A 21,067-nucleotide genomic window follows, 5' to 3' on the forward strand; every position below is an offset into this window, starting at 1 on the left:
GTAAACCCATTCGTAAATCTGGTTGGGTGCTGCGCGCCAACTTCGTTTATCGGCGTTCAGCCAGGGATAATGACGTTCATTTCGTTATATTGGCGTTCAGCCGGAGATAATGGCGTTCATTTCGTTATATTGGCGTTCAATTGGAATTATTGGCGTTCAGCGGGAGTCAATGGCGTTCACTTCAATTTATTGGCGTATATCCGGAGTTAATGGCGTTCACTTCGTTTTAATGGCGTACATCCGGAGTTAATGGCGTTCACTTCGATTTATTGGCGTACAGCGGGAGTTAATGGCGTTCACTTCGATTTATTGGCGTACATCCGGAGATAATGGCGTTCACTTCGATATATTGGCGTATATCCGGAGTTAATGGCGTTCAATTCCTCAATACAACATGCCCATTCACTTCTACCTCATTCCACTCTTCAAGAAAGGATAATACCTAACAAAAAACAGATGGGTGCTTACCCATCTGTCTACTCAATTCCAATCCTGCCGCTGCATGTCTTCTGCTACCAACTGTAAATCATCTGCCGTAATGGTAATTACTTCGTAAGCACTTTTTTCGGCATAGGAGACTGCCATTTTCTTCATGAATTTGGGCGACCCCTCGTTATCATCATCATATACAAGCAGCAGCCCATCTGAGTTGCGCAGGAGGAACTTATCTCTCTCGATGAATTGCCAAGGTGCCTCATACGGACGTTTCGTAAGACTAACGTTATAATCCGCATGGATCATCAGATTTTCGTAGGCCTCTTGTTTGGCCTCGTTCCAATTTTTCTCTTGTTCCTCAAAAGGCGTAATCACCGCTAGCTGGAGCTCTGGATATTCGAGCTGTAAATCGATCGCAACTTCCGCTGCCCATGTCTCAACGCCAGGCTGACCGCTGATTATCACCCACTCTAAACCCGTTTCAATTAGTGGCAACAGCCTGTTTTCCACCGCTTTCTTGATAATTGGAATGCCCGGGTGCTTATCGTTGAAGATCCCGAGTTCATGCGCTTTATATCCAGTAATGACAAGCCGCTTCAGCATCTGATCACTTCCTCTCGGCCTCATTAATCGCGAGGGCGGCCAGTTTGGAAATGACCATATCATCCATCGGCGGGTTATGCAAACCGGCTCTGACGTCGCGGTAGTAACGCTGGAGCGGGCATGACATTTCCAAGCTTTTTGCCCCGACGATGCGCATGGCCTGGTCGACAATCGAAATGGCTGAATTCGTCACTGCCACTTTCGCCACCCCGAGTTCCTGCTGCATGTAAGCTCTTCTGGAAAGATCGTTATAGGCTTCCGCTGTGCTATATAAAATATGGCGGGCTTTAATTAATTCCAAGTCCATTTGCCCGATGGCCGCCTGGACATTTGGCAAAGTGGCGATTGTCCCTTGAATGCTGTTTGGTGAATAATGAGCAGCGAAATGGACTGCGTAATCCCGTGCTGCCTGCGCAATTCCGAGGTAGCAAGCCGGGATATGCAATAACCAGCCATTCAGCTTTTCTGAACGGGGCGCAGTGTTAAACTCAACCAGCTGTTCATCCTCCACAAATACTTGCTCGAGTACCAGATCATGACTTTCAGTTGAACGCATACCGACCATATCCCATGTTGGGTCAATCGATATACCAGCTGCAGAGCGTTTGATCAAAAAGGTTCCAACCCCGTTTTTTTCTTCCACCCAAGCTGTGACGAGAAGATGGGTCAATACAGGTGACATAGAGGTAAAGGTCTTCCGGCCGGTAATTTTCCAGCCGCCGTCTACTGGGACAGCGATCGTTTGAGGCCGGCCACCTCTCGTAGGACTGCCAGTTTGCGCTTCACTGACAGCCCGATTTACTAGTGCTCCGTTTTGTACATCAATGGAAAATTGATCTAAAAGATTTTCACTCCATGCCCGATGTTCATATAAATCCCCGACCACTCCCTGGTGCCATCCGATTGATAACGCGGTCGCACCGTCGTATGAAGCCAAAGTCTCCTGCAACATAATCATTTCGGAGACAGTCATCCCGCTTCCCCCGTATACCTTCGGCAATCCAAGCTTGGTGTAGCCCATATCTACAAGAGTTTGAATTGTCTTCCGAGGGAACTTAGAAAGACGATCGTTTTCATCCGCATTGCTTTGAATTGATTCCTTTAAATGAGCAAGTTTTGCTACCCACTCTCGTTGCAATTCCGATTTTATAAAAAGTTCTTTCCTCATTACTGAATACACATCCAATCAAAAACATCATTTGATGATCTCTGAATAAGCAGGAAGGTTAGAATGATAACCTTTCCAAACGATGTCACGGTAGAAAGAAGGATCCGTATCACCTTCTGTACTGACGCATAGAATGCGTGAGTTCGCATCGATGGATAGGGCATTACAAATTTCTGCTCCTTCCTCGGTCGTACGTAAATAGTATAGCAAGCCAATCGGAATAGAACCAGATTCGCCTGAAATGATCCTTTCATCATCACCAATTGGGTTTCCGAGTACTCTCATTCCTAAGGCAGAAAGGGAGTCAGCGCAAGAAAAAGAAGCAACTGCCAAGTTTTTGAGCAATTGATACGCATATGGATTGGGAACACCACAGGACAAGCCTGCCATAATCGTAGCAAGATCTCCTTTCACTTGTTCCATATGTCCATCGTGCGTAGTGAAGGATCGGAAGAAGCAATCGGCGGCTCCTGGTTCAACTAAAATAATTTGCGGAGGATTATCAGGATATGCATTCGCGAAATAGGCGGCCATGGAAGCTGCGAAGGAGCCGACGCCAGCCTGTAAAATCACATGAGTCGGCGGTTTCATCTGTTCCGTATGTAGCTGCTCGGTCATTTCTGACGCAATGACACTATACCCTTGCATAATCCATAATGGTATCTCTTCGTAACCCTTCCAACTAGTATCCTGAACCAGTATCCAATCATTCTCCTTTGCCAAATTGGAACACATTCGCACGGTATCATCGTAATTCATGTCAGTAATCTGAACTTCCGCTCCTTCTTGCTTAATACTTTGGATTCTCGATAGAGAAGATCCTTTTGGCATGAAAATCAAAGACTTTTGTCCAAGTCTGCTAGCAGCCCACGCCACTCCTCGTCCGTGGTTGCCGTCAGTAGCAGTGATAAAAGTCATCTTTTCAAGATTCTTTCGTACTTCCAACAATTGATCGTAAGTTAAAGAATGTAGATCGAGCCCTGCTCGTTGAGCAACTACGCTCCCTATAGCATAAAGTCCTCCCATCCCTTTGAAAGCATTTAACCCGAAGCGGAAAGACTCGTCTTTCACCGCCAGGTTACTAATGTTCAGATGGGTAGCGAGATTTTTCAAAGAATACAATGGGGTCTTTTGATAGGATGGATAGGTACGCAAAAAACTTCTAACTCGATCAATCGTTTGAAGTTGAAAAGAGAATAGATCGGTATTGGCAGAGCTTTTAGAATGAAATCTATTTAATGTCCATCTTAAATGTTTTGTCATGCCACGGCCTCCTCTGCTAGTAGTCTTATCTTACTGTAATAGCTTTAATAATTGAAACATTTCCAACTAGATGCTGGATAAAGGAGTTTCTGCAGTTATGGTATTAATTATGCGAAGTATTTTAGGAGTCTCTTATTATAGTTACCCTTTAATACAAATTTGCATGCTTGCTATCTGAGTCTCTAATAAATTCCTTTATCTAAGTTAGAGTGGAATCTTTAGAAGGGATAAAAGTTGGAGAGCAAGGGGAAGGGGGAGGCAAAAATAGTAGTGCTAAAAAAACTTCGAATAGGTTCACTTTTAAGCTTCTGGATAAAGCAGAATGGTATTTAAAGAACTAGAAAGGCATCCAAGGATGCCTTTCAAATAAGTTTGCGGAATGAGTGATTAAACAAACGCAGAAATAACAATATGAAAATACACATGGATATGACAAATAAGATCCGGATGGGAAACCACTCAGCCCATAACCCCGAGATAAATAAGCCAAGAGGCAATGTTAACTTCATAAGCATAGAGGAGGTTCCCGCTACTCGGCCGAGCAGGTGATTCGGGGTGAATTCCTGACGTATTGTAAAATACACAATATTTGATAGGGTGGTAGAAAAAGTCCGAATCGCTAGTGAGATTCCAATCATCCACCAAGTTTGCGAAAAAATTAAAAGTGCCATGGCAGTAATATCAAACAGTAATGAGTAAGTGTAAAGTGTGCCTCTTCCAAAACGTTTGCGCAGTTTTCCGACGACACTGGCACCGACGATTCCGCCTATAGCTGATATCGTGAACATGAAGCCAATCTGTTTGGAATCTGCCCCTAACACATCTGTTGCAAAGAAGACAAGTACCCCAATTACAAGACTCGAAGCGAAATTGCTGAAAAGGACTGTCATCGTTGGAATCAATAATGTTTTATTGCGAAACAGCTCGTCAATCCCTTCTTTCATATCCTTCCAGAGTGAATTCTTCTCATTGGTTTTAACTTCCTTTGGCGGCACTTGAAGCAACTGCATAAATAGAAACAACAGAAACAGGCAGCCAAAATAGATGGACAAAGTGGATTCATAAGAAAAGGCCGCAATTAGCATACCCGCAATACCTGGACCTATCATACGAATCAGTGTGTCAACTAGAGAAAGCTTTGCATTAGCGGAAGTCAACTGCTCTTTAGAAATCAATTGGGGAAGAACAGAATGATTTGCATTGCCAAACGTGTAACCAGCAGAGGATAGTACAAAACCAATTATGTATAAATGCCATATCTCAAGTTGTCTCGCCAGAAGCAAACCGAGTATGGCGGCCATACAAAGCACCTGAATTAAACTTGTCCATACCATCATTCGTTTGCGATTCAAACGGTCGACGAAAACACCGGCGAGCATCCCTAGGAAGATATTTGGGAAAAATTCAATGGCCCTCATCATGCTCATGGATAATGCTGATTTGCTTAAGTCGTAGATAAGCAACGGGATCGCAATACTATACATTTGCATCCCGAAACTGGATAAAGTAGTTCCACCCCATAGAAATAGAAAATTTCTGTTTTTATATAACGCGTCTTCTGCAAGAATCTGTTTCACCTTTAACTCTCCTTTCATTTGATCTAGGAGAAGTATAGAATAGAAAAAGGTGAACAAAAAGTGCTTCTTTTTATAATAATAGTTCACCTTTAATTGGAGTGTTGACATGAGATATATCGAGCATTTGCTTACTTTGGCCGATCACTTTGAGCGCGGGTCCCAAGTTGAAACTTCCATTGCCTTGCTAGCAGGTATGTTGAATTGTTCTGAAAGACACGTAAAAAATATTATGAATGCCTTACATGATGAGCAAGTCGTAAACTGGGCGACGGAGAGGGGGAGGGGGAAAAAACCGAAATTAACACTTCTTCTGTCAAAAGACGACATTTTAATTGCGGAAGCAAGACGGCTTGCAGAAACAGACCGCTACAAAGATGCTTTTGCGTTGGTTGAAACGGTTAGCCAATCTGCCAAGGATAAATTTTATGAGTGGTTTACGAATACACTTGGCTTATCTCCAGGCAGAGAAAAGGATGAAGAGCTGGATACATTACGATATCCTTTTTACGATACTCAGCTGATCATGGATCCTATGTTGATCAAATCCCGGCATGACGCCCATATGGTACAGCAAATCTTTGATAGGCTGGTAGAGTATCATGCGGAAACAGGAAAGCTGTTACCCCGTATCGCCCATCATTGGGAAACTGCTGACGGAAAGAAATGGACTTTCTATTTACATAAAGGCATTCAATTTCATCATGGAAGAAAACTGACTAGTGAAGATGTGCAGTTAACCCTATGCCGTTTACAGAAAGAAATCGGCGTGTTCCAAGAAGTTAAAAGCATGGCCATCTGCAGCGAGACGGTCATTCAATTTGAACTGATCAGGGTGGATTACTTGTTTCCACGAAGTTTGGCATCAATGAAAGCCTCCATTATCCCAATCGAGAAGGGAGCAGACGAAAGCTTCCGCAGTTTCCCTATTGGAAGTGGTCCTTATCAAGTGCTATGCAATAATGAAAATATGATTCAGCTCGGGGTGAATACATCCTATTTTTCAACAAGGCCATGGCTGGATCGAATAGAGATCATAAAAGCGCCGGCTGAATATGAGAAAAGGCAACACCATCCTTTTTTATTGAACCAACCGAATCCTTCGTGGAGACAGGTAAAGCAAATCGAAGAGGGAGCCACGTTCATTAGTTGCAATTGTGTAAAGGATGGACCGTTAAGAAGAAAAGAAATACGGAAGGAAATACTTGAAAGACTAATTCCGGTAGACATGCGAAATGAAGGGCATGATAATGAGTTCAGGGCGACCAGCTTTGTGTCAAAGCGTTCCTTAGAAAATCAAAATGCAGAAAGAGTCAGAGTGCCCGAAAAGCATTTTGAGAATCTTACATTAAAAATTGCAGTACAGCAAATTCGCCCGGGCGCTAATCATGAAAAAGCGGCAAAGCAGCTACAAGCACAACTGCGTGATATGGGGATTGCGTCTCAATTGGAATTGGTCGATTCTACGACGTTGTGCAATGAAGATTCCATCTCAACGTATGATATGTTTGTAGGCGGTATCGCTTTAGGAAATGATGAAATGGTTTCATTGTTGCACGTAATCCAATCTCCTTCATTTCCAATTTATCCATGCGTTTCGGATCATCTTCGGAAGAGAATGGACGATGTGATCAGTATGATTAGGTCTTCACAAGATAATCAGACACAATGGGATTCTTATTTTAAAATAGAAGACCTGTTAAGATCGGAATATGCCATTCTCTTTTTAAATCATCGTCAACACACAGTGTACGAGCCGGACAATAGTGCGTATGTTAACATCAAATTGAATTGCAATGGTCGGGTGGATTATCGGAAAGTATGGAAAAGGCAGTAGCGAGAAGAAAATCAGCGATGTATGACGTGGATTTCAACGTGGAATGGAGGAAAACCATTTTCCTGCGAGACACTATCTATAATATGTTGAATGTCTTGAACAACTTTTTCATCATAGATATCGATGTCGTACATCGATAATGTGATGACTTGCCTTTTGTCCGAAATGAATTGGTAGCCTGCACTTTCATGTAGTTCGTAGCCTTTTTCCTGAAGAGCCTGGAACACGATGTTCGAAAAATCGGTTTCAATTATTTTATCCATCATCAACTCTTCATTGTATTTTGCCGGTATGTCCCCATCGGACTCCAGAGAACCATTTGTATCCCTCTGATTCCATAGGGCATAGCTAATCAAAACAATGAGAAAGAGTGTTAAACAAATAAGTATCACTTTCCGGATATTTGCCTCTCCTTATCTTTTGGTAGTAGTAGAGACTATGAAGGAGCGGAAAGCAACATGACTGAACGAAACAGGCGAGGAAAAGCAGCTCCTCGCCTGTTGTAAAATTCCTGTCCTACTGGTGTTCGTGGAGAATATTGCATGCGCTTAGCATATTTCCATCCGGGTCTTTAAAGCCAAAACCGCCAAGTCCATTTTCTGCGTTAACGTTCAGGCTTCCGACTTCGACTTTGCGTTCCATCAGCCATTGACGAAACTCCGCAAGATTTTCAGTGTAGAAATCAATAATAGTATGCTCTACACCCGTAAAGGAGTTTACAAAAGAAAGACGTTGCTTGTTTTCCGTTTGCACAAGGAACAAGGTCGGCACGCCTTTGGCTTCAAATGAAAGCATGGCCTGCGTCTCTCCCCTGAAAATGACGGTAACCCCTAGAATTTCCGTATAAAATTCAATGGATTGGGCGAGGTTGGACACTGGGATTTCTACTGTTGCAATATGGGATATGAAGTTAGACACTATGTAATTCCTCCTTTTCCTCTGATTATATTCTCCTCAATCCGTCAAAAACCTTTTTCTTAGCTGCGAAAAATATAGATTGCCTGTGATATTTGAGAGTCATGACTGACAATAGGTAATTCGAATGACAGCTTGATTGCTTTCGTTGCAAAATACATTCATATGTAGTTGATAGAAGATATCCAGTGTGAGAGCCTCAACTTTGTAAATCTTCCACAAGAATGAAATCTCTTAATGGAAATAAAAAATGGGGGTAAGATACCCCCATTCATTTTAATTAATCTGGCATGAGCCAAACAATCTGCGCAATTCTTACATAAAAATCTTTAGAGCGTCCCGTCAATACAACATGATCTGGTTTTACAGCTTTAATGGTACCTTCGATGGACCCTTGGGTCGTTTCAATAACGATGAACTTACCTACGATAGACTGTAATGTTTCATAGACGAAAGGATCGTAATTATAAACCGCCTGTAATTCCATTTTCTTCACTCCTTCATTGTCGTCATGTAATCATATGCAAAGCACAACTGACAGGTGACAAACGCATAGCAAAAGGAGCCGCTCATTGAAAAGCAATGAGAGTGGCTCCTTTTCTTTTGAATCGTGTAGTAGCTGTTGTATTCCGATTTGACAGCATATACACTTATTTGTTGGCAAACTGATCTAAACAATCTTTCTCGCTATGTTTAGTTTCTTTCGTTATCAGTTCTCCGGATTGATCTTCTTTCCCGCAAAATTGGACTACTTTTTTTCGAAACTTTGTCACGCCATAATAATATTCCAATCCCGGTTCGTCTTTAAAGATCACTACATAATGGCCATGAAGAACCTTTCTGTTGACCGTATGCTTTGGTTCAATATAGCGTTGCTCCGCAATATCGCTATCTGAGTAACCTTGTTTTTCTAAATAAGTTGGGACGTGTTTCGTAACAACGGCTTTATCATATGGATTCCCATTATTAATAAGATAAATAATGATTTTAGGCAAGGAGATGAATCCGATTATCAGTAGGAGAATCAGTACTAGTTTCATCACTTTTTTTTGATTCGATGAAAAGATATTATCTGCCCCCTTAAGTAACTTGATCAGAAATATGTATGGAGAAATGGACGAAGAAGAGAAGGGTAATATTCGAGGTAATAAAGATGTAACCTCTTTTCCAAGTGTCATTTATCTAACAAAAAAGGCACCACCCAATGAAGAGTGGCACCTCGAATTAAGAACGGTTTAAGTAAGCCGCCTTTGCCGTACCGAATCATAGAAAGTTTTAAACCACCACTCCTCAAAGTGGGTGTTCGCAAAAACGTTCCTGTTTGTCCCAATCAATAATGGATTGGGCCTGCCATTCCGGTTTTCATATAAAACTCCCGTTTACAGCTTAAAGGTTAAAACTTAATGTGTATACGAACAATGCAGCTTATGCTTATATATTACACCGCACCAAACTTCTTTGCAATGGTAATATCATCCTTATATTCGAAAAGGACTTTTGTCTGGCTAGGTATGCCTGTTTGTTCACATCCTAAAAAGGGAACATTAGAATACGCATAATGAGGTGATTTGTCTTGATGGATCGTATTTTTGCGGTGCTTGCTTTTGTCGGTGTTCCGTTTGTGTTATTGGGCGCTTTTTTGCATTGGAATGATATTGTTTTGTTTTTATTATGCTGCGTCAGCATTGTAGCACTTGCCGGCTATATTGGCAGGGCGACGGAAAGCTTGGCGATTGTTAGCGGCCCTCGGGTGGGCGGTCTGTTAAATGCTACATTCGGCAATGCCGTTGAATTAATTATTTCCTTCTTCACTTTGCAGGCTGGATTGATCGGGATCGTGCTGGCCTCATTGACTGGTTCGGTTCTGGGCAATTTGCTGCTCGTGTTGGGGCTCTCCTTCTTTACAGGCGGCATAAAATATAAACGCCAAAACTTTAGTATTCATGATGCGCGTTATAATTCGGGACTGCTCATTTTTGCAGTTATTGTAGCATTTGTCATACCAGAGATATTCTCCATGAGCATGGATGAGAAGGCGACGATCACTCTTAGTATCGGTATATCGATTATTTTGATCGCTTTATATTTAGCAGGTTTGTTTTTCAAGTTAGTGACTCACCGAGGAGTCTTCTCTTCAACTGATAAGGCAGAGGAGGAAACGGAAGAACCCGAATGGTCCAAATGGAAAGCTGTTGTGATCTTATTTATTTCTACCATTGCCGTCGCATTCGTTTCCGAACAGCTCGTCGGCACATTTGAGACGCTAGGTGAAAAGTTTGGCTGGAGTGAATTGTTCATCGGTGTCATTATCGTTGCAATTGTAGGAAATGCGGCAGAACACTTTTCCGCGATTACGATGGCGATGAAAAATCGAATGGATGTTTCAGTGGAAATTGCCGTCGGCTCTACTTTACAAGTCGCCATGTTCGTCGCGCCTGTGCTAGTGCTCGTTTCGTTATTCATGCAAACGTCAATGCCGCTCGTCTTCACGATCCCGGAATTGATTGCCATGATCACAGCAACACTTCTCGTCATCAACTTGACGAATGACGGGGAGTCGAACTGGTTTGAGGGACTGACGCTGTTTGCAGCGTACATCATTATCGGCATCGGTTTTTATTTGTTATGAAATTCCTGCATGTTTAGCGCGGCTTGAAAGTAGGAAGAGTAGAAAGAGACCATAAAAAATGAGGAGTGTTACTATGGATGCAAAAGAAACCGCAAAAAAAATCTTGGACAAAAGCTATGTTGGGACAATGGCAACTGTAGAAGCGGGAAAGCCATTCAGCCGTTATATGACGTTCTTCAATGACGGATTTACTCTTTACACGGCCACATCGAAACAGACCGACAAAGTGGATGAACTGGAGAGTAATCCGAATACCCATATCCTCATCGGCTACGATGGAGAAGGATTTGGGGATGCCTTTTTAGAGATTGCTGGAACGGTGACCATTTCAGATGAAGAGGGATTGAAGGAAAAGATTTGGAATGATGCGATGAAGCCTTGGTTTGAAGGTCCTGAAGATCCTAATTTAGTCATTTTGAAGGTGACGCCTACTGCCATGCGTTTAATGAATAAAAAAGGGGAAGAACCACAAGATATCTCCTTGTAATAAAGATAAAAGCTGTCTCATGCCAATTGGACATGGGACAGCTTTTATCATGACAGAGTCTTTTCTTACTTGCGGTCATTCAATTTCCAGGTCGAATAATTTAAAGTCAATGCAAACATTACCCATCCGATATAAGGAATCATCAAGGTACCCGCTGTCCGATCCACTTGATAAAATTCGTAAGTGGTCAAGGCGATGGAACCTAACAGTACTGTCATTTCAACAAGTGCTGTACCACGCAAGCCCCATCTAAAAAAGAGGAACGACCATAAATAATTTAGTCCAAGTTGAATATCATACATCGGTACCGCTTTATCATTGCCCATGCCAGATTCGTTCTTCGTTTGCACCCGGTATTTTGCTAAGCCCATTAACCCGTAAAGTGTTGTCCATGCAATTGGAAAGATGGACGGGGGAGGAGAAAAGGAAGGTTTCTCCAGCTTCTTATATTTTTCCTGGGCATGCCGATTCGCAAGCCATCCAGTAATGGAGCCACCGATAATCGGGACAAGCACGGTTAGCGCAAGCTTCTTGCCATCCAGTTTGCCGTTCACTTTAACTAATTCCATTCAAACACCTCCAAGTACTACTCACATTCCCTGGATGAGCGTTTTAAAACAGGAGATAAGAAGTTTGCTGAATAATAAATATAAAGGAAACTTCATCAATATGCGTTATAATTGAACAAAATTTAGTACTGTATAGCAAAGAGAGAGTGGTTTGAATTGAAGCAGAGAGAGCAGTGGACTTCGAAGATAGGATTTGTATTGGCGGCGGCCGGCAGTGCGATCGGGCTCGGTGCCATATGGAAATTCCCATACATGACGGGATCGAATGGTGGAAGTGTGTTTCTGCTGTTATTCATTTTATGTACAGTTGCAATCGGACTGCCGATCTTATTGGCTGAATTCATCATTGGACGGCGGGGCCAGCATGATGCGGTTACTTCGTTGAAAATACTGGCTCCTGGACGGAAATGGTATTGGATCGGGTGGCTGGGTGTGATCACATCGTTTATCTTATTGTCCTTCTACAGCGTAGTGGGCGGTTGGATTTTATCCTATTTGGTCCGGGCTATATTTTTTAGATTGAACACCTCTGATTATGGGGTATTGTTTAGTGATATCATTGCTAACCCTATAGAGGTTCTAGCTGGCCAGGCGGTTTTCATGCTGCTGACGGTTTGGATCGTGCAAGGCGGGATTAAAGGCGGAATCGAACGGGCCAGCCGGTGGATGATGCCGCTGCTGTTTATCTTTTTTATCCTGCTGGCCATTCGTTCACTGACACTCGAAGGTGCGATGGAAGGGATCCGTTTCTTATTTATACCCGATTGGAGTTACTTGACGGGTAAGACGTTCTTGCTGGCGCTCGGTCAAGCGTTCTTTTCTTTAAGCGTAGGGGTTACGGCGATGATGACGTATGCATCCTATTTGCCGAAAGAGGAACGGCTCGGCCAGTCTGCATGGAATGTCTCGATTTTAAATATTTTTATTTCTGTGTTGGCAGGTATCGTCATCTTTCCTGCAGTCTTTGCGCTTGGCCATTCGCCAAGTGAAGGGCCTGGACTGATATTTGTCATTTTGCCGGCGATTTTTAACGAAATACCGTTTGGCGGAATTTTTATGATTGTATTCTTCATTTTAATGTTATTTGCTACATTGACTTCTTCCATTTCAATGCTTGAAATCGTCGTATCCACAGGCATCGGGAAAAAACATGATCGCCGAAAGCGGGCTGCTTGGGTGTTTGGAGCGCTCATCTTTGTAGTTGGCATCCCGAGTGCTCTTTCGTTCGGTGTGTTATCCAATTGGAAATTGCCAGGCGGTACGTTCTTTGATTTTGCAGATATGCTGACGAGTCGTTTTGGTTTGCCAATTGGTGCATTATTGATTTCCTTCTTTGCCGGCTATGTAATGTCGAATCAGGATACAGCGGATGAACTGAAAACGAGCAGTGCATTCCATTCTGTCTGGAAGGGGATTGTCCGCTATCTCGCACCGCTTGCGATACTGATCATATTCATTGCTTCTTTTCTAACTAAATAAAAGTGAAAAACGGTCGAATTCCTGCGACCGTTTTTTTTATGGTTACATTGTTGTTGACTTTTGATAAATGGAAGAAAGGTTGCCAAATAGGTCGTAGCAATTCCCCATCTTTGTCCAACCATATTTTTCGTAATAACCGGTATGATCAGTTGTTAAATAGAGACTTTCGTATCCTTTTCGGCTTGCTTCCTGCACAGCATGCGCCAGCAGCTGGGACCCGATCGATTTGCCCCGGAAAGACGGATCTACATAGAGGCAGGCAAGCCAAGGCGAAATGTCTTGCCGGCTTACTAAATCATTGCGAAGCAAGGCGTAGGTGCCTATAATTTTCTCGTCCTCTAAAGCAATGTAAAAGGACGGAAGATCACCGTCAGAGCTCGCCGAATGGGCCATGCAGTCTTTATAAAACATCATATTAGACTCGTTCCCCCATTGCTCCCAGAAGGAAGCGACGAATTCCTCAAACCGTTTATTGTCTTTATGTACAGAAATAATTTTCAAAAGTTACACCTCCATATTGGGTAGCGAAAAATATCCATTTTATTGTAGACAAAGAAGAGTCCTCCATTCTATTATTATAGATGAATACTAGTAGGAGGTCATCATGAAAAACATTATACGGTTACTAGCAACTTTGCTTTTACTGCTTTGCATCTTGCCCGCTTCTTCAGAAGCTGCGACAAGTGAATTGAAAGTCCATTTTATTAATGTAGGGCAAGGGGAGGCAGTGTTAATTCAGGCACCTAACGGGAAAAATATGCTCGTTGACGGTGGGCCGAAAACAGCAGGAAAGACCGTTGTTTCTTTCTTAAAGAGCAAAGGAGTAAAAAAACTAGATGTAGTTGTTGCCACGCATCCGGATGCTGATCATATCGGCGGTTTGATCGATGTATTGGATACTTTCCAAGTTGGTCAATTTATTGACAGCGGTAAAGTGCATACTACACAAACTTATTACGACATGCTGCAATTGGTAGATAAGAAGAACATTCCGTTTAAGGTACCTAAGGAATTAGACAAGATTGCACTGGATCCGAATATGATTATTCGGGTATTGCATGTCAATGAGCTTGCCGAGGATACGAATGATGCATCCATAGTGCTGAAAGCGACATACAATCAAGTCTCATTCCTGCTTATGGCAGATGCAAGCTCGGAAATTGAGGATGAAATTCGTTCTAAATACAATGTACAAGCGACTGTTCTGGAAAATGGCCATCATGGTTCCGAAACGAGCAGCTCAGCAGCGTTTATTAGCAACGTAAAGCCGAGTGTGGCAGTCCTTTCCTATGGCAAGAATAATGCGTACGGGCACCCCAGCTCAGTTGTAGAGAAACGGTTGCAAAATGTCGGAGCAAAAATCTATCGAACGGCAGTCGATTGCGATATTACAGTTACAACAAATGGGGTTAAGCACACAGTGGCAAATAGCTGCGGTAAATCGGCGTCTTCGGCTTCAGGACCAAGCAAACCGTCAGCAAAAGCTCCAGCAAAGCAGCCAGTACCAGCTGCAAAGCCGGCACCTGTCAAACAAACATTCTTTAAGAATTGTACGGAATTACGCAAAGTCTATCCGAAGGGCGTCGGCAAAAGCCACCCCGCCTATCAGGCAAAAATGGACCGCGATAAAGATGGATGGGCGTGTGAACGATAATGCAGAAGAAAAAGTATACATTGGACCGGATGGAAAACGGCTATTATGTATTTATAGACTATCCAGCAGAGGAAAAGAGTTTGTTGATTGAAGTTGGAGAAGAAGATGTTGAGTTAAAAGAAGGAGACATCGTAACGATCGAGGAAATAGATGGTTCCTATGCAATTGAAAGGCTGGAGACAGAGACGAAGGATTTGGAAGATAACGTACGAAGCCTGTTGGAAAAATTGAAGAATAAGAAGTGAGTAACATCCTGCCTCCTGAAATTGGAGGGGGATGTTTTTTCTGTTTGTTGGGTTGAAGACGAAGAATTTTCATGAAGGCAATCGTACACTCAAGTACTCAGCAGCTTCCATATGCTATACAGAAGCAATTTTTTCTAACTAAAATGGAGAAGCAACGTTTCATTTGCAAGCATGGATGTCGAGATACGGACAAGTCTATGGCATGAACAAATGTAACAAGTAGCACACATAAGGAGAGCGAATGTATGGATGTTTATTTGAAAGTGATACCGGCTTTCTTTTCAGGAATTCTTACTTTTTTATTCGGTGGCTGGAACGCCATGTTAGCTATATTACTAACGCTCGTCGTCATTGACTTTATTACTGGCATGGTGGCAAGTGCCCTCGCAGGAAGACTGAGGAGTCATGTCGGCATGCTGGGCATTGCACGGAAAGTATTTATTTTTGTCATGGTAACGGTTGCTCATCTGATCGATCTTATTTTAAGCGAAAGTGGAATCCAGTCATCGGAAGCTGTGATGACAATGGTCATCGTTTTTTATTCCATCAATGAAATCTTGTCCATTACGGAAAATGCCGGAAGAATCGGGTTGCCTATTCCTGAGGCAGTTAAGAATGCTGTTGAGATATTACGGAATAAAAGAGACAGGAAATAAGAAAAAGACATGGAAACTACTGTTAGAATGCCAGTCCTCTCAAGTTGTGCCAGAGTTTAAATAAACAGGTTTTTAACCGCTTTTACGATGATATCAGGACGATCCAAATGAATGGAGTGACCCGCGTCCTCCGCTAAGATATATTTGCCAGTACCGTTTAGCGTAACTTGCTCCAGAATCAAATTTTGCCACACATTCTCAATGGCGATCGCATCTTCTTTCGTCATCTCTTCCGTATGGCGGACGGAATATTCAGGATCCCTGCCGATCACTACAAGTGGCACGTCAGGAAATTCACCTGCTTGCTTTATGTTCAGCGCACAGTTTTCCCAAGCATTTATTTCTGAAGCCATCGCTTTGTACAAATTGGGATTCGTTTGACAAAGGATCATATTACGTTGTGCCGAAGGGGAAAGCATAAGTTGGTTGCTTTCCAGTTGTGGTTTGATCTCTTCAGCCAATTGCTTCGGGGTCATCCTGGAATAATGGATGCATTTCTCTATCCAGCGTTCGTCAGAATCGTCATCATGAGACAAAGGAATTTGGTTTAATCTTTGAAGATGAATGGATGTCGAATCGACTAAAATAACACCTGCAACTGAGTTCGGGAAGAGCTTTGCAAAGTGCTGCGCACATAAACCGCCGTAGGAATGCCCGGCTAGCAGGACGGGCTCAGTAATCCTGTGTATGTCTAGGAACTGTTTGAGATCAAGAGCTGTCGTATACGTAGTCCTGCTTTCCTCGCCAAGCTCGCTATTACCAACTCCTGGTCTATGTACAACAACGACTGTCGTTAACTGGCATAGTTGATTATAAACAAGCTCCCATTCATACATGGAAGAGGACATGCCCGGCAAGATGACAACAGTGGGGCTTCCTGTTCCACCCCTCAAGGCCTCGATTTTTTTATCCCCAATAGCAGTTATTATCTTCTGCATTTCAGAACCTCATTTCGCTGTATTCTTATTGATCTAATGAATTTCAAGAACTCGGATGTTGTTATAGCTCTGTATTCGATGGAGCATGATAGGAATCCTGCAATTAGAAAAATCCTGCAAAGCGCACATGCTTTCTAACTTTGAGAAAGAAGAGTTTTTCATTCAAATGAACGTTTGACTATCTAGCGAAATGAAGGTACATTATATTCAAATGAACGTTTGAATGAAAGGGGATTTGGGATTGAATACGTATAAAGTAGATGTCCTCATAATTGGAGCAGGACAGGCAGGGTTGTCAATGGGTTACTATTTGCAGCGATATAGTAAAAACTTTGTCATTCTTGATCAAGGGACGGAAGTGGGGGAGGTGTGGAGGAGAAGATATGATTCTCTTCAACTTTTTACGCCTAGGATGTACAGTTCATTGCCGGGATTAGCACTCGAGGGAGATCCCCATGGCTTTCCGACAAAAGATGAGGTGGCCGATTATTTGAAACGGTACGCAATAGAATTGTCGTTGCCGATCCAACTCCGAACAAAAGTGCTGAAACTGACACGAGATTCAGAAGGATTTTGTATTGAAACTAACAGAGGGACGTATTGGGCTGGTCAAGTCATCATTGCAACCGGCCCCTTCCATACGAAACGGGTGCCAGACTATGCGAAACAAGTGAGTTCTCATATTCTTCAAATACACTCGTCCGAATATAAGAATGCAAGTCAACTGAATGGAGGGAATGTTCTAGTTGTCGGTGGGGGGAACAGTGGCGCACAAATTGCCGTAGAGTTAGCGGAGACAAGTAATACCTTCTTAGCTGTCAGTAAACCGCTTCGCTATTTTCCTTTAACAGTAGGTAGAAAAAGTGTATTTTGGTGGTTTGATAAAATCGGATTGTTACATGCAACTAGTACATCGATTATTGGACGAAAGCTAAGGGAAAAGGGCGACCCCGTATTTGGCTATCAACTACGCTCTGCTATAAAAAAAGGAAAGGTCAATGTGAAGGGCAAGGTTTCGAATGCAGACGGAAAAAATGTATTCTTTGAAGACGGGACCTCTATTCAGGTGGACAACATCATCTGGGCGACCGGTTTCGAGCCTTCTTATGGTTGGATACATATTGATGGAGTTTTAAATGAACGAGAGGAAGTCATCCATGAGCGTGGAGTCAGCCCGATCAACGGTCTCTATTTTCTCGGTTTACCGTGGCAATCGCATAGGGGATCCTCCTTATTGCTGGGTGTTGGGGATGATGCCAACTATATCATGCAGAAAATTGTAGATTAAGAGTTGGGATAGAAACGAAATGGTATGATGTAAGTATTACAGCGAGATATAGAGGGAGAGAAATAATGGTTGTATTCCAAGAGTTGAGAGACAAGCAAGATTACAATTTCTTTCAGGAGATGTTTTATGAATCCATTTACATTCCTGAAAACAAACCATCCATAGGGGAGCTGTTGAGTGAACCGAATTTACGAAAATACTATGATGGGTGGGGGAGAAGAGGAGACTTCGCTTTACTGGCCAAAAATGATGATGCCCAAGCGATGGGGGCAGTATGGTACAGGATATTCGATTCAGAAAATAAAGGATATGGCTTTGTCGATGAGGACACACCTGAACTAGGAATTGCTGTCAGAGAAGAATATCGAGGCAAAGGTGTCGGAATGGCATTGATGCAAAATGTTATTAAACGTGCAAAAGAGGAAGGGTACACAGGCATTTCTCTAAGTGTGGATTTGGAAAACAGAGGTGCGATTGAGCTGTATGAAAAACTTGGATTTCAGGATTATGAAACGGTTGGTACATCTAAGACGATGCTCTATCGGTATTAGAAGAAATAGTGTATTAGAATAAATCTATTAGATACTGGCGCCTTTTCTAAAGGGCGCTGTTTTTTTGAGAATTAATAATTCCTACTAAAATTACCAATTCTTCTAAGGAAATAGTACAATCTTATGTAAGGTTGATTCAGAAAAGTTTGCCGCTTCCTGAGATGTGTTGCTGGCAGGCTGACATATGAGGGAGGGAGTAGGAATGAAAGCTGTCATATTTGATTTTGACGGAACGTTAGCCGATACGTTGCCAATCTGTTTTTATTCTTTTCAAAGGGTTTTTGAGGTGTTCGATAAAAGAAAACTAACTACGCAACAAGTTGAAGAGATGTTTGGACCATCTGAAATTGGCATTATTCAGCAACAGCTGTTACATCCTGCGAAAGAAGATGCGATCGAACACTTTTACCAAATTTATTCCGAATATCATAATGAGCTAGTACTGGAGAACAAAGAGATAATCGAACTTTTATTGTTACTAAAAACGTTACATATCAAAATAGGTATTTTCACGGGAAAAGCGCGAAGAAGTTTAGATATCTCTTTAAAGGCATTGAATATGGAGGGGATGTTCGATGTTATCGTTACCGGTGATGATGTAGTAAAGCCTAAACCTGATCCGGAGGGGCTACTGAAAGCAGTAAACCTGTTGAAGGTAGATAAAATAGATACTGTTTTTATTGGAGATACCGATGCTGATATTATTGCAGGCAAGAAAGCTGGTATTACTACTATTAGAGTGAGTTGGCTGGCGAAAGAGCAAATTGGTTCATTTGGTGAAAAGCCCAATTCCGTGTTATCGAATGTTAAGGAATTCCACTGTTTGGTAAAGGAGAGAGTTGGCAAATGAATCATCTATGGTTGGAGTGGACAAAACGAATTCAAGCGATCGCACAGTCAGGACTGGCTTTTTCCAAAGACATGTATGATATCGAGCGCTATGAAGAATTACGCGAGATAAGTGTAGAGATGATGGCGGCACATACTGATTTAGAAATAGAGAAGATTAGAGAACTTTTTACAAATGAAGAAGGTTATCAAACACCCAAAAACGATGTGCGCGGAGTCGTTTTTAAAGACGGACGGATTTTAATGGTTAAAGAAAAAGCGGATGACAAGTGGGCATTGCCTGGTGGTTTTTGCGATATCGGATTGTCACCCTCTGAAAATGTATTGAAAGAAATAAAGGAAGAGTCCGGCTACGATGTAGTTCCTGTAAGACTATTGGCTTTGTTTGATAAGAATAAACATCCTCATCCTCCGGAAGCCTATCACTATTATAAAATATTTATCTTATGCGAGCTGATTGGCGGAGAAGCCAGTGCTAGCGGGGAGACAAGCAGTATCGGCTTTTTCGAGGAAGATCAATTACCTAGAGTATCAGCTAATCGAAATACGGAATGTCAGATTAAGAAGATGTTTGAGTTTTTAAGGGATCCTTCGAAAGAAACGATATTTGATTAATTGAGAGGAAAAAGCCCGATTAGGATTTTTATCTAATCGGGCTTTCAAGAAGAGTTTTCCTGATTAAAGCGATCCCGCCACAAGATTCCCCTTGTAAAACACCGCTTTTCGTTTAGCTCGTCTTGCGACTGCTTCTGCAGAGCAACTTGCTTCTGCTAAGACGATATTCGCTTCATCACCAACTTGGGGCCACAGTCGTTTTCCTGCTTCGTTCAATGGAGTAATGCCGCCAGTAATAAAACCAATCGTTTCACCTAGTTTGCGCTCCGTCACTCGGCCGGACAATTCTGCGAACCGGCCGGCGCGTTCCAGGATATCGCCATTTCCGAACGGAGACCAAGAATCGAAAATATTGTCACAGGCAACTCCGACTTGTACCCCTTTTTCATGTAGAAAATTCACTGGAGGAATAACTCTTCCAATAGGCACGCTCGTGATGATTGAAATTCCAAGATCTGAAAGCATTTGAGCCATGTCATCTGCTTCTCTTCCGGCCATATCTCCTAATGCGAATGCGTGGCTAACCGTCACGCGGTCCTGCCATCCTGCCTCCTCCGTTAACTTGGCAAGTCTTTTAATAGTAGCCAATCCCAGTTGACCAGGATCGTGTAAGTGTAAATCTATATCGACATTTCCTTCAACGGCAATTTCCATCATTTCTTGCAAGGACTTTTCCATATCACCGTCAACAGTTGCTGGATCGACCCCTCCCACTAATGTGGCACCTTGACGAACGGCTTGCCTCACTAAATCCTGACTGTTTGACAGAAGCAATCCGTGTTGCGGGAAGGCGACGATTTCGTGGGAGAGCATGCCTTCATAATCGGATAATGCCTCCTGGACAGCATACAGGTTGTCAAGCCCCACTTCAGGATAAAGGTCCACATGAGTTCGGATATGTGTAGAACCCGCTTTCATCAGTGTTTCAATTAGCACTTTTGCTCTTTCTTTCGTTGTCGTTGGCAACGTAGGGAGAACCCGTTTTTCAATCTCAAACCGCTCAAATATATTGGCTGCAGGTGTGACGGACCTCCATTGGTCACCCAGCAGTGTTTTGTCCAAATGCACATGCATTTCTTTAAAAGATGGCAGAGCCAAAAGGTTTCCTGCATTCTTTCTCGGCAACTTATCATCTATTGACGTATCGGAAGAAACTATTTTAGCGATCTTCCCATCTTCAATCAGGAGGTGGAAGGTGTCGGTTTGGGTTCCTGTGATCACTTCATTCTCAAAATGGTACCCGTTTTCTAACAGAACATTTGTTAACCAGTAGGATGAATTCAATTGGCTCCCTGCTTTCTATCTTCATTTT

The 21,067-nt window shown here is 42.6% G+C and carries 24 protein-coding genes; 12 read left to right on the top strand and 12 right to left on the bottom strand.

The features are described from left to right. The first annotated feature begins 69 nt into the window (after nucleotides 1–69). Complete coding sequence (locus tag ACSW3C_RS15825; RefSeq protein WP_486563756.1) at nucleotides 70–210, top strand: hypothetical protein; 141 nt, start codon at nucleotides 70–72, stop codon at nucleotides 208–210. Between the two features lie 270 nt (nucleotides 211–480). Here ACSW3C_RS15825 and ACSW3C_RS15830 read toward each other — a convergent pair whose 3' ends face one another. The 4 genes from ACSW3C_RS15830 to ACSW3C_RS15845 form a co-directional block, all read right to left on the bottom strand. Further along, nucleotides 481–1,038 (bottom strand): SLOG family protein, encoded by a 558-nt coding sequence (locus tag ACSW3C_RS15830; RefSeq protein WP_486563757.1) that lies wholly within the window; start codon nucleotides 1,036–1,038, stop codon nucleotides 481–483. Nucleotides 1,039–1,042: 4 nt separating this feature from the next. Next, the gene (locus ACSW3C_RS15835; RefSeq protein ID WP_486563758.1) at nucleotides 1,043–2,206 is read right to left on the bottom strand and encodes an acyl-CoA dehydrogenase family protein; all 1,164 of its coding nucleotides are present in this window, start codon (nucleotides 2,204–2,206) and stop codon (nucleotides 1,043–1,045) included. Between the two features lie 27 nt (nucleotides 2,207–2,233). After that, nucleotides 2,234–3,469, bottom strand: coding sequence for a diaminopropionate ammonia-lyase (gene dpaL / locus ACSW3C_RS15840; protein ID WP_486563759.1), 1,236 nt, complete (start codon nucleotides 3,467–3,469; stop codon nucleotides 2,234–2,236). A gap of 362 nt (nucleotides 3,470–3,831) precedes the next feature. Then, nucleotides 3,832–5,046, bottom strand: coding sequence for an MFS transporter (locus tag ACSW3C_RS15845; RefSeq protein WP_486563760.1), 1,215 nt, complete (start codon nucleotides 5,044–5,046; stop codon nucleotides 3,832–3,834). Between the two features lie 106 nt (nucleotides 5,047–5,152). Here ACSW3C_RS15845 and ACSW3C_RS15850 point away from each other — a divergent pair, with 106 nt between their 5' ends. Next, entirely contained in the window at nucleotides 5,153–6,880 is a 1,728-nt protein-coding gene (locus ACSW3C_RS15850; RefSeq protein WP_486563761.1) for an ABC transporter substrate-binding protein, read from the top strand. 11 nt (nucleotides 6,881–6,891) lie between these two features. Here the strand turns inward: ACSW3C_RS15850 and ACSW3C_RS15855 are convergent, their stop codons facing one another. The 4 genes from ACSW3C_RS15855 to ACSW3C_RS15870 all read right to left on the bottom strand — a co-directional run bounded on the left by ACSW3C_RS15855 (nucleotide 6,892) and on the right by ACSW3C_RS15870 (nucleotide 8,973). After that, nucleotides 6,892–7,143, bottom strand: a complete 252-nt coding sequence (locus ACSW3C_RS15855) for a hypothetical protein (RefSeq protein ID WP_486563762.1) — start codon at nucleotides 7,141–7,143, stop codon at nucleotides 6,892–6,894. A 253-nt stretch (nucleotides 7,144–7,396) separates the two neighbouring features. Then, nucleotides 7,397–7,798, bottom strand: a complete 402-nt coding sequence (locus ACSW3C_RS15860) for a VOC family protein (protein WP_486563763.1) — start codon at nucleotides 7,796–7,798, stop codon at nucleotides 7,397–7,399. Nucleotides 7,799–8,075: 277 nt separating this feature from the next. Further along, the gene (locus tag ACSW3C_RS15865; protein ID WP_248511619.1) at nucleotides 8,076–8,282 is read right to left on the bottom strand and encodes a YuzF family protein; all 207 of its coding nucleotides are present in this window, start codon (nucleotides 8,280–8,282) and stop codon (nucleotides 8,076–8,078) included. A 163-nt stretch (nucleotides 8,283–8,445) separates the two neighbouring features. Continuing rightward, a complete protein-coding gene (locus ACSW3C_RS15870; RefSeq protein WP_486563765.1) occupies nucleotides 8,446–8,973 on the bottom strand; it encodes a DUF3139 domain-containing protein in 528 nt (175 codons plus the stop codon). 398 nt (nucleotides 8,974–9,371) lie between these two features. Here ACSW3C_RS15870 and cax point away from each other — a divergent pair, with 398 nt between their 5' ends. Then, nucleotides 9,372–10,424 (top strand): calcium/proton exchanger, encoded by a 1,053-nt coding sequence (gene cax / locus ACSW3C_RS15875; protein ID WP_486563766.1) that lies wholly within the window; start codon nucleotides 9,372–9,374, stop codon nucleotides 10,422–10,424. A gap of 73 nt (nucleotides 10,425–10,497) precedes the next feature. Beyond that, nucleotides 10,498–10,911, top strand: coding sequence for a pyridoxamine 5'-phosphate oxidase family protein (locus ACSW3C_RS15880; RefSeq protein ID WP_486563767.1), 414 nt, complete (start codon nucleotides 10,498–10,500; stop codon nucleotides 10,909–10,911). A gap of 65 nt (nucleotides 10,912–10,976) precedes the next feature. Here the strand turns inward: ACSW3C_RS15880 and ACSW3C_RS15885 are convergent, their stop codons facing one another. Further along, a complete protein-coding gene (locus ACSW3C_RS15885; protein ID WP_486563768.1) occupies nucleotides 10,977–11,480 on the bottom strand; it encodes a TspO/MBR family protein in 504 nt (167 codons plus the stop codon). Nucleotides 11,481–11,636: 156 nt separating this feature from the next. On the opposite strand from ACSW3C_RS15885, the gene ACSW3C_RS15890 reads away from it, so the two are divergent. After that, a complete protein-coding gene (locus ACSW3C_RS15890) occupies nucleotides 11,637–12,959 on the top strand; it encodes a sodium-dependent transporter (protein ID WP_486563770.1) in 1,323 nt (440 codons plus the stop codon). Nucleotides 12,960–13,001: 42 nt separating this feature from the next. Here ACSW3C_RS15890 and ACSW3C_RS15895 read toward each other — a convergent pair whose 3' ends face one another. Next, nucleotides 13,002–13,460 carry a GNAT family N-acetyltransferase gene (locus ACSW3C_RS15895; protein WP_486563771.1) on the bottom strand — a complete coding sequence of 153 codons (459 nt, stop codon included), beginning with the start codon at nucleotides 13,458–13,460 and terminating at the stop codon, nucleotides 13,002–13,004. Between the two features lie 103 nt (nucleotides 13,461–13,563). Between ACSW3C_RS15895 and ACSW3C_RS15900 the strand changes: the two genes are divergently transcribed. The 3 genes from ACSW3C_RS15900 to ACSW3C_RS15910 all read left to right on the top strand — a co-directional run bounded on the left by ACSW3C_RS15900 (nucleotide 13,564) and on the right by ACSW3C_RS15910 (nucleotide 15,514). Then, nucleotides 13,564–14,613 carry an MBL fold metallo-hydrolase gene (locus ACSW3C_RS15900; protein ID WP_486563773.1) on the top strand — a complete coding sequence of 350 codons (1,050 nt, stop codon included), beginning with the start codon at nucleotides 13,564–13,566 and terminating at the stop codon, nucleotides 14,611–14,613. Then, a complete protein-coding gene (locus tag ACSW3C_RS15905; protein ID WP_486563774.1) occupies nucleotides 14,613–14,858 on the top strand; it encodes a DUF3006 family protein in 246 nt (81 codons plus the stop codon). Before ACSW3C_RS15900 ends, ACSW3C_RS15905 begins: the two co-directional genes overlap by 1 nt. Before the next feature lie 245 nt (nucleotides 14,859–15,103). Next, entirely contained in the window at nucleotides 15,104–15,514 is a 411-nt protein-coding gene (locus tag ACSW3C_RS15910; RefSeq protein WP_486563775.1) for a phage holin family protein, read from the top strand. Between the two features lie 56 nt (nucleotides 15,515–15,570). Here the strand turns inward: ACSW3C_RS15910 and ACSW3C_RS15915 are convergent, their stop codons facing one another. Then, a complete protein-coding gene (locus ACSW3C_RS15915) occupies nucleotides 15,571–16,452 on the bottom strand; it encodes an alpha/beta fold hydrolase (RefSeq protein WP_486563777.1) in 882 nt (293 codons plus the stop codon). Nucleotides 16,453–16,693: 241 nt separating this feature from the next. On the opposite strand from ACSW3C_RS15915, the gene ACSW3C_RS15920 reads away from it, so the two are divergent. The 4 genes from ACSW3C_RS15920 to ACSW3C_RS15935 all read left to right on the top strand — a co-directional run bounded on the left by ACSW3C_RS15920 (nucleotide 16,694) and on the right by ACSW3C_RS15935 (nucleotide 19,755). Next, nucleotides 16,694–17,740, top strand: a complete 1,047-nt coding sequence (locus tag ACSW3C_RS15920) for a flavin-containing monooxygenase (protein ID WP_486563779.1) — start codon at nucleotides 16,694–16,696, stop codon at nucleotides 17,738–17,740. 65 nt (nucleotides 17,741–17,805) lie between these two features. Continuing rightward, nucleotides 17,806–18,291 (top strand): GNAT family N-acetyltransferase, encoded by a 486-nt coding sequence (locus tag ACSW3C_RS15925; RefSeq protein WP_486563780.1) that lies wholly within the window; start codon nucleotides 17,806–17,808, stop codon nucleotides 18,289–18,291. A gap of 202 nt (nucleotides 18,292–18,493) precedes the next feature. Beyond that, complete coding sequence (locus ACSW3C_RS15930) at nucleotides 18,494–19,141, top strand: HAD family hydrolase (protein WP_486563782.1); 648 nt, start codon at nucleotides 18,494–18,496, stop codon at nucleotides 19,139–19,141. Further along, a complete protein-coding gene (locus ACSW3C_RS15935; RefSeq protein WP_486563784.1) occupies nucleotides 19,138–19,755 on the top strand; it encodes an NUDIX hydrolase in 618 nt (205 codons plus the stop codon). Before ACSW3C_RS15930 ends, ACSW3C_RS15935 begins: the two co-directional genes overlap by 4 nt. A 63-nt stretch (nucleotides 19,756–19,818) precedes the next feature. On the opposite strand, the gene ACSW3C_RS15940 is transcribed toward ACSW3C_RS15935, so the two are convergent. Beyond that, on the bottom strand, nucleotides 19,819–21,039 hold the full coding sequence (locus tag ACSW3C_RS15940; protein ID WP_486563785.1) for an amidohydrolase: 1,221 nt from the start codon (nucleotides 21,037–21,039) through the stop codon (nucleotides 19,819–19,821). Nucleotides 21,040–21,067 lie beyond the last annotated feature (28 nt).

The sequence above is a fragment of the Sporosarcina sp. AD_1 genome, assembly GCF_057373025.1.

What these genes read in the sequence shown, in the direction of transcription:
- ACSW3C_RS15825 (WP_486563756.1), top strand. Translation starts at nt 70, where the DNA reads ATGACGTTCATTTCGTTATATTGGCGTTCAGCCGGAGATAATGGCGTT.
- ACSW3C_RS15830 (WP_486563757.1), bottom strand. Translation starts at nt 1,038, where the DNA reads ATGCTGAAGCGGCTTGTCATTACTGGATATAAAGCGCATGAACTCGGG.
- ACSW3C_RS15835 (WP_486563758.1), bottom strand. Translation starts at nt 2,206, where the DNA reads ATGAGGAAAGAACTTTTTATAAAATCGGAATTGCAACGAGAGTGGGTA.
- dpaL (WP_486563759.1), bottom strand. Translation starts at nt 3,469, where the DNA reads ATGACAAAACATTTAAGATGGACATTAAATAGATTTCATTCTAAAAGC.
- ACSW3C_RS15850 (WP_486563761.1), top strand. Translation starts at nt 5,153, where the DNA reads ATGAGATATATCGAGCATTTGCTTACTTTGGCCGATCACTTTGAGCGC.
- ACSW3C_RS15855 (WP_486563762.1), bottom strand. Translation starts at nt 7,143, where the DNA reads ATGGATAAAATAATTGAAACCGATTTTTCGAACATCGTGTTCCAGGCT.
- ACSW3C_RS15865 (WP_248511619.1), bottom strand. Translation starts at nt 8,282, where the DNA reads ATGGAATTACAGGCGGTTTATAATTACGATCCTTTCGTCTATGAAACA.
- ACSW3C_RS15870 (WP_486563765.1), bottom strand. Translation starts at nt 8,973, where the DNA reads ATGACACTTGGAAAAGAGGTTACATCTTTATTACCTCGAATATTACCC.
- cax (WP_486563766.1), top strand. Translation starts at nt 9,372, where the DNA reads ATGGATCGTATTTTTGCGGTGCTTGCTTTTGTCGGTGTTCCGTTTGTG.
- ACSW3C_RS15880 (WP_486563767.1), top strand. Translation starts at nt 10,498, where the DNA reads ATGGATGCAAAAGAAACCGCAAAAAAAATCTTGGACAAAAGCTATGTT.
- ACSW3C_RS15885 (WP_486563768.1), bottom strand. Translation starts at nt 11,480, where the DNA reads ATGGAATTAGTTAAAGTGAACGGCAAACTGGATGGCAAGAAGCTTGCG.
- ACSW3C_RS15900 (WP_486563773.1), top strand. Translation starts at nt 13,564, where the DNA reads ATGAAAAACATTATACGGTTACTAGCAACTTTGCTTTTACTGCTTTGC.
- ACSW3C_RS15905 (WP_486563774.1), top strand. Translation starts at nt 14,613, where the DNA reads ATGCAGAAGAAAAAGTATACATTGGACCGGATGGAAAACGGCTATTAT.
- ACSW3C_RS15910 (WP_486563775.1), top strand. Translation starts at nt 15,104, where the DNA reads ATGGATGTTTATTTGAAAGTGATACCGGCTTTCTTTTCAGGAATTCTT.
- ACSW3C_RS15915 (WP_486563777.1), bottom strand. Translation starts at nt 16,452, where the DNA reads ATGCAGAAGATAATAACTGCTATTGGGGATAAAAAAATCGAGGCCTTG.
- ACSW3C_RS15925 (WP_486563780.1), top strand. Translation starts at nt 17,806, where the DNA reads ATGGTTGTATTCCAAGAGTTGAGAGACAAGCAAGATTACAATTTCTTT.
- ACSW3C_RS15930 (WP_486563782.1), top strand. Translation starts at nt 18,494, where the DNA reads ATGAAAGCTGTCATATTTGATTTTGACGGAACGTTAGCCGATACGTTG.
- ACSW3C_RS15935 (WP_486563784.1), top strand. Translation starts at nt 19,138, where the DNA reads ATGAATCATCTATGGTTGGAGTGGACAAAACGAATTCAAGCGATCGCA.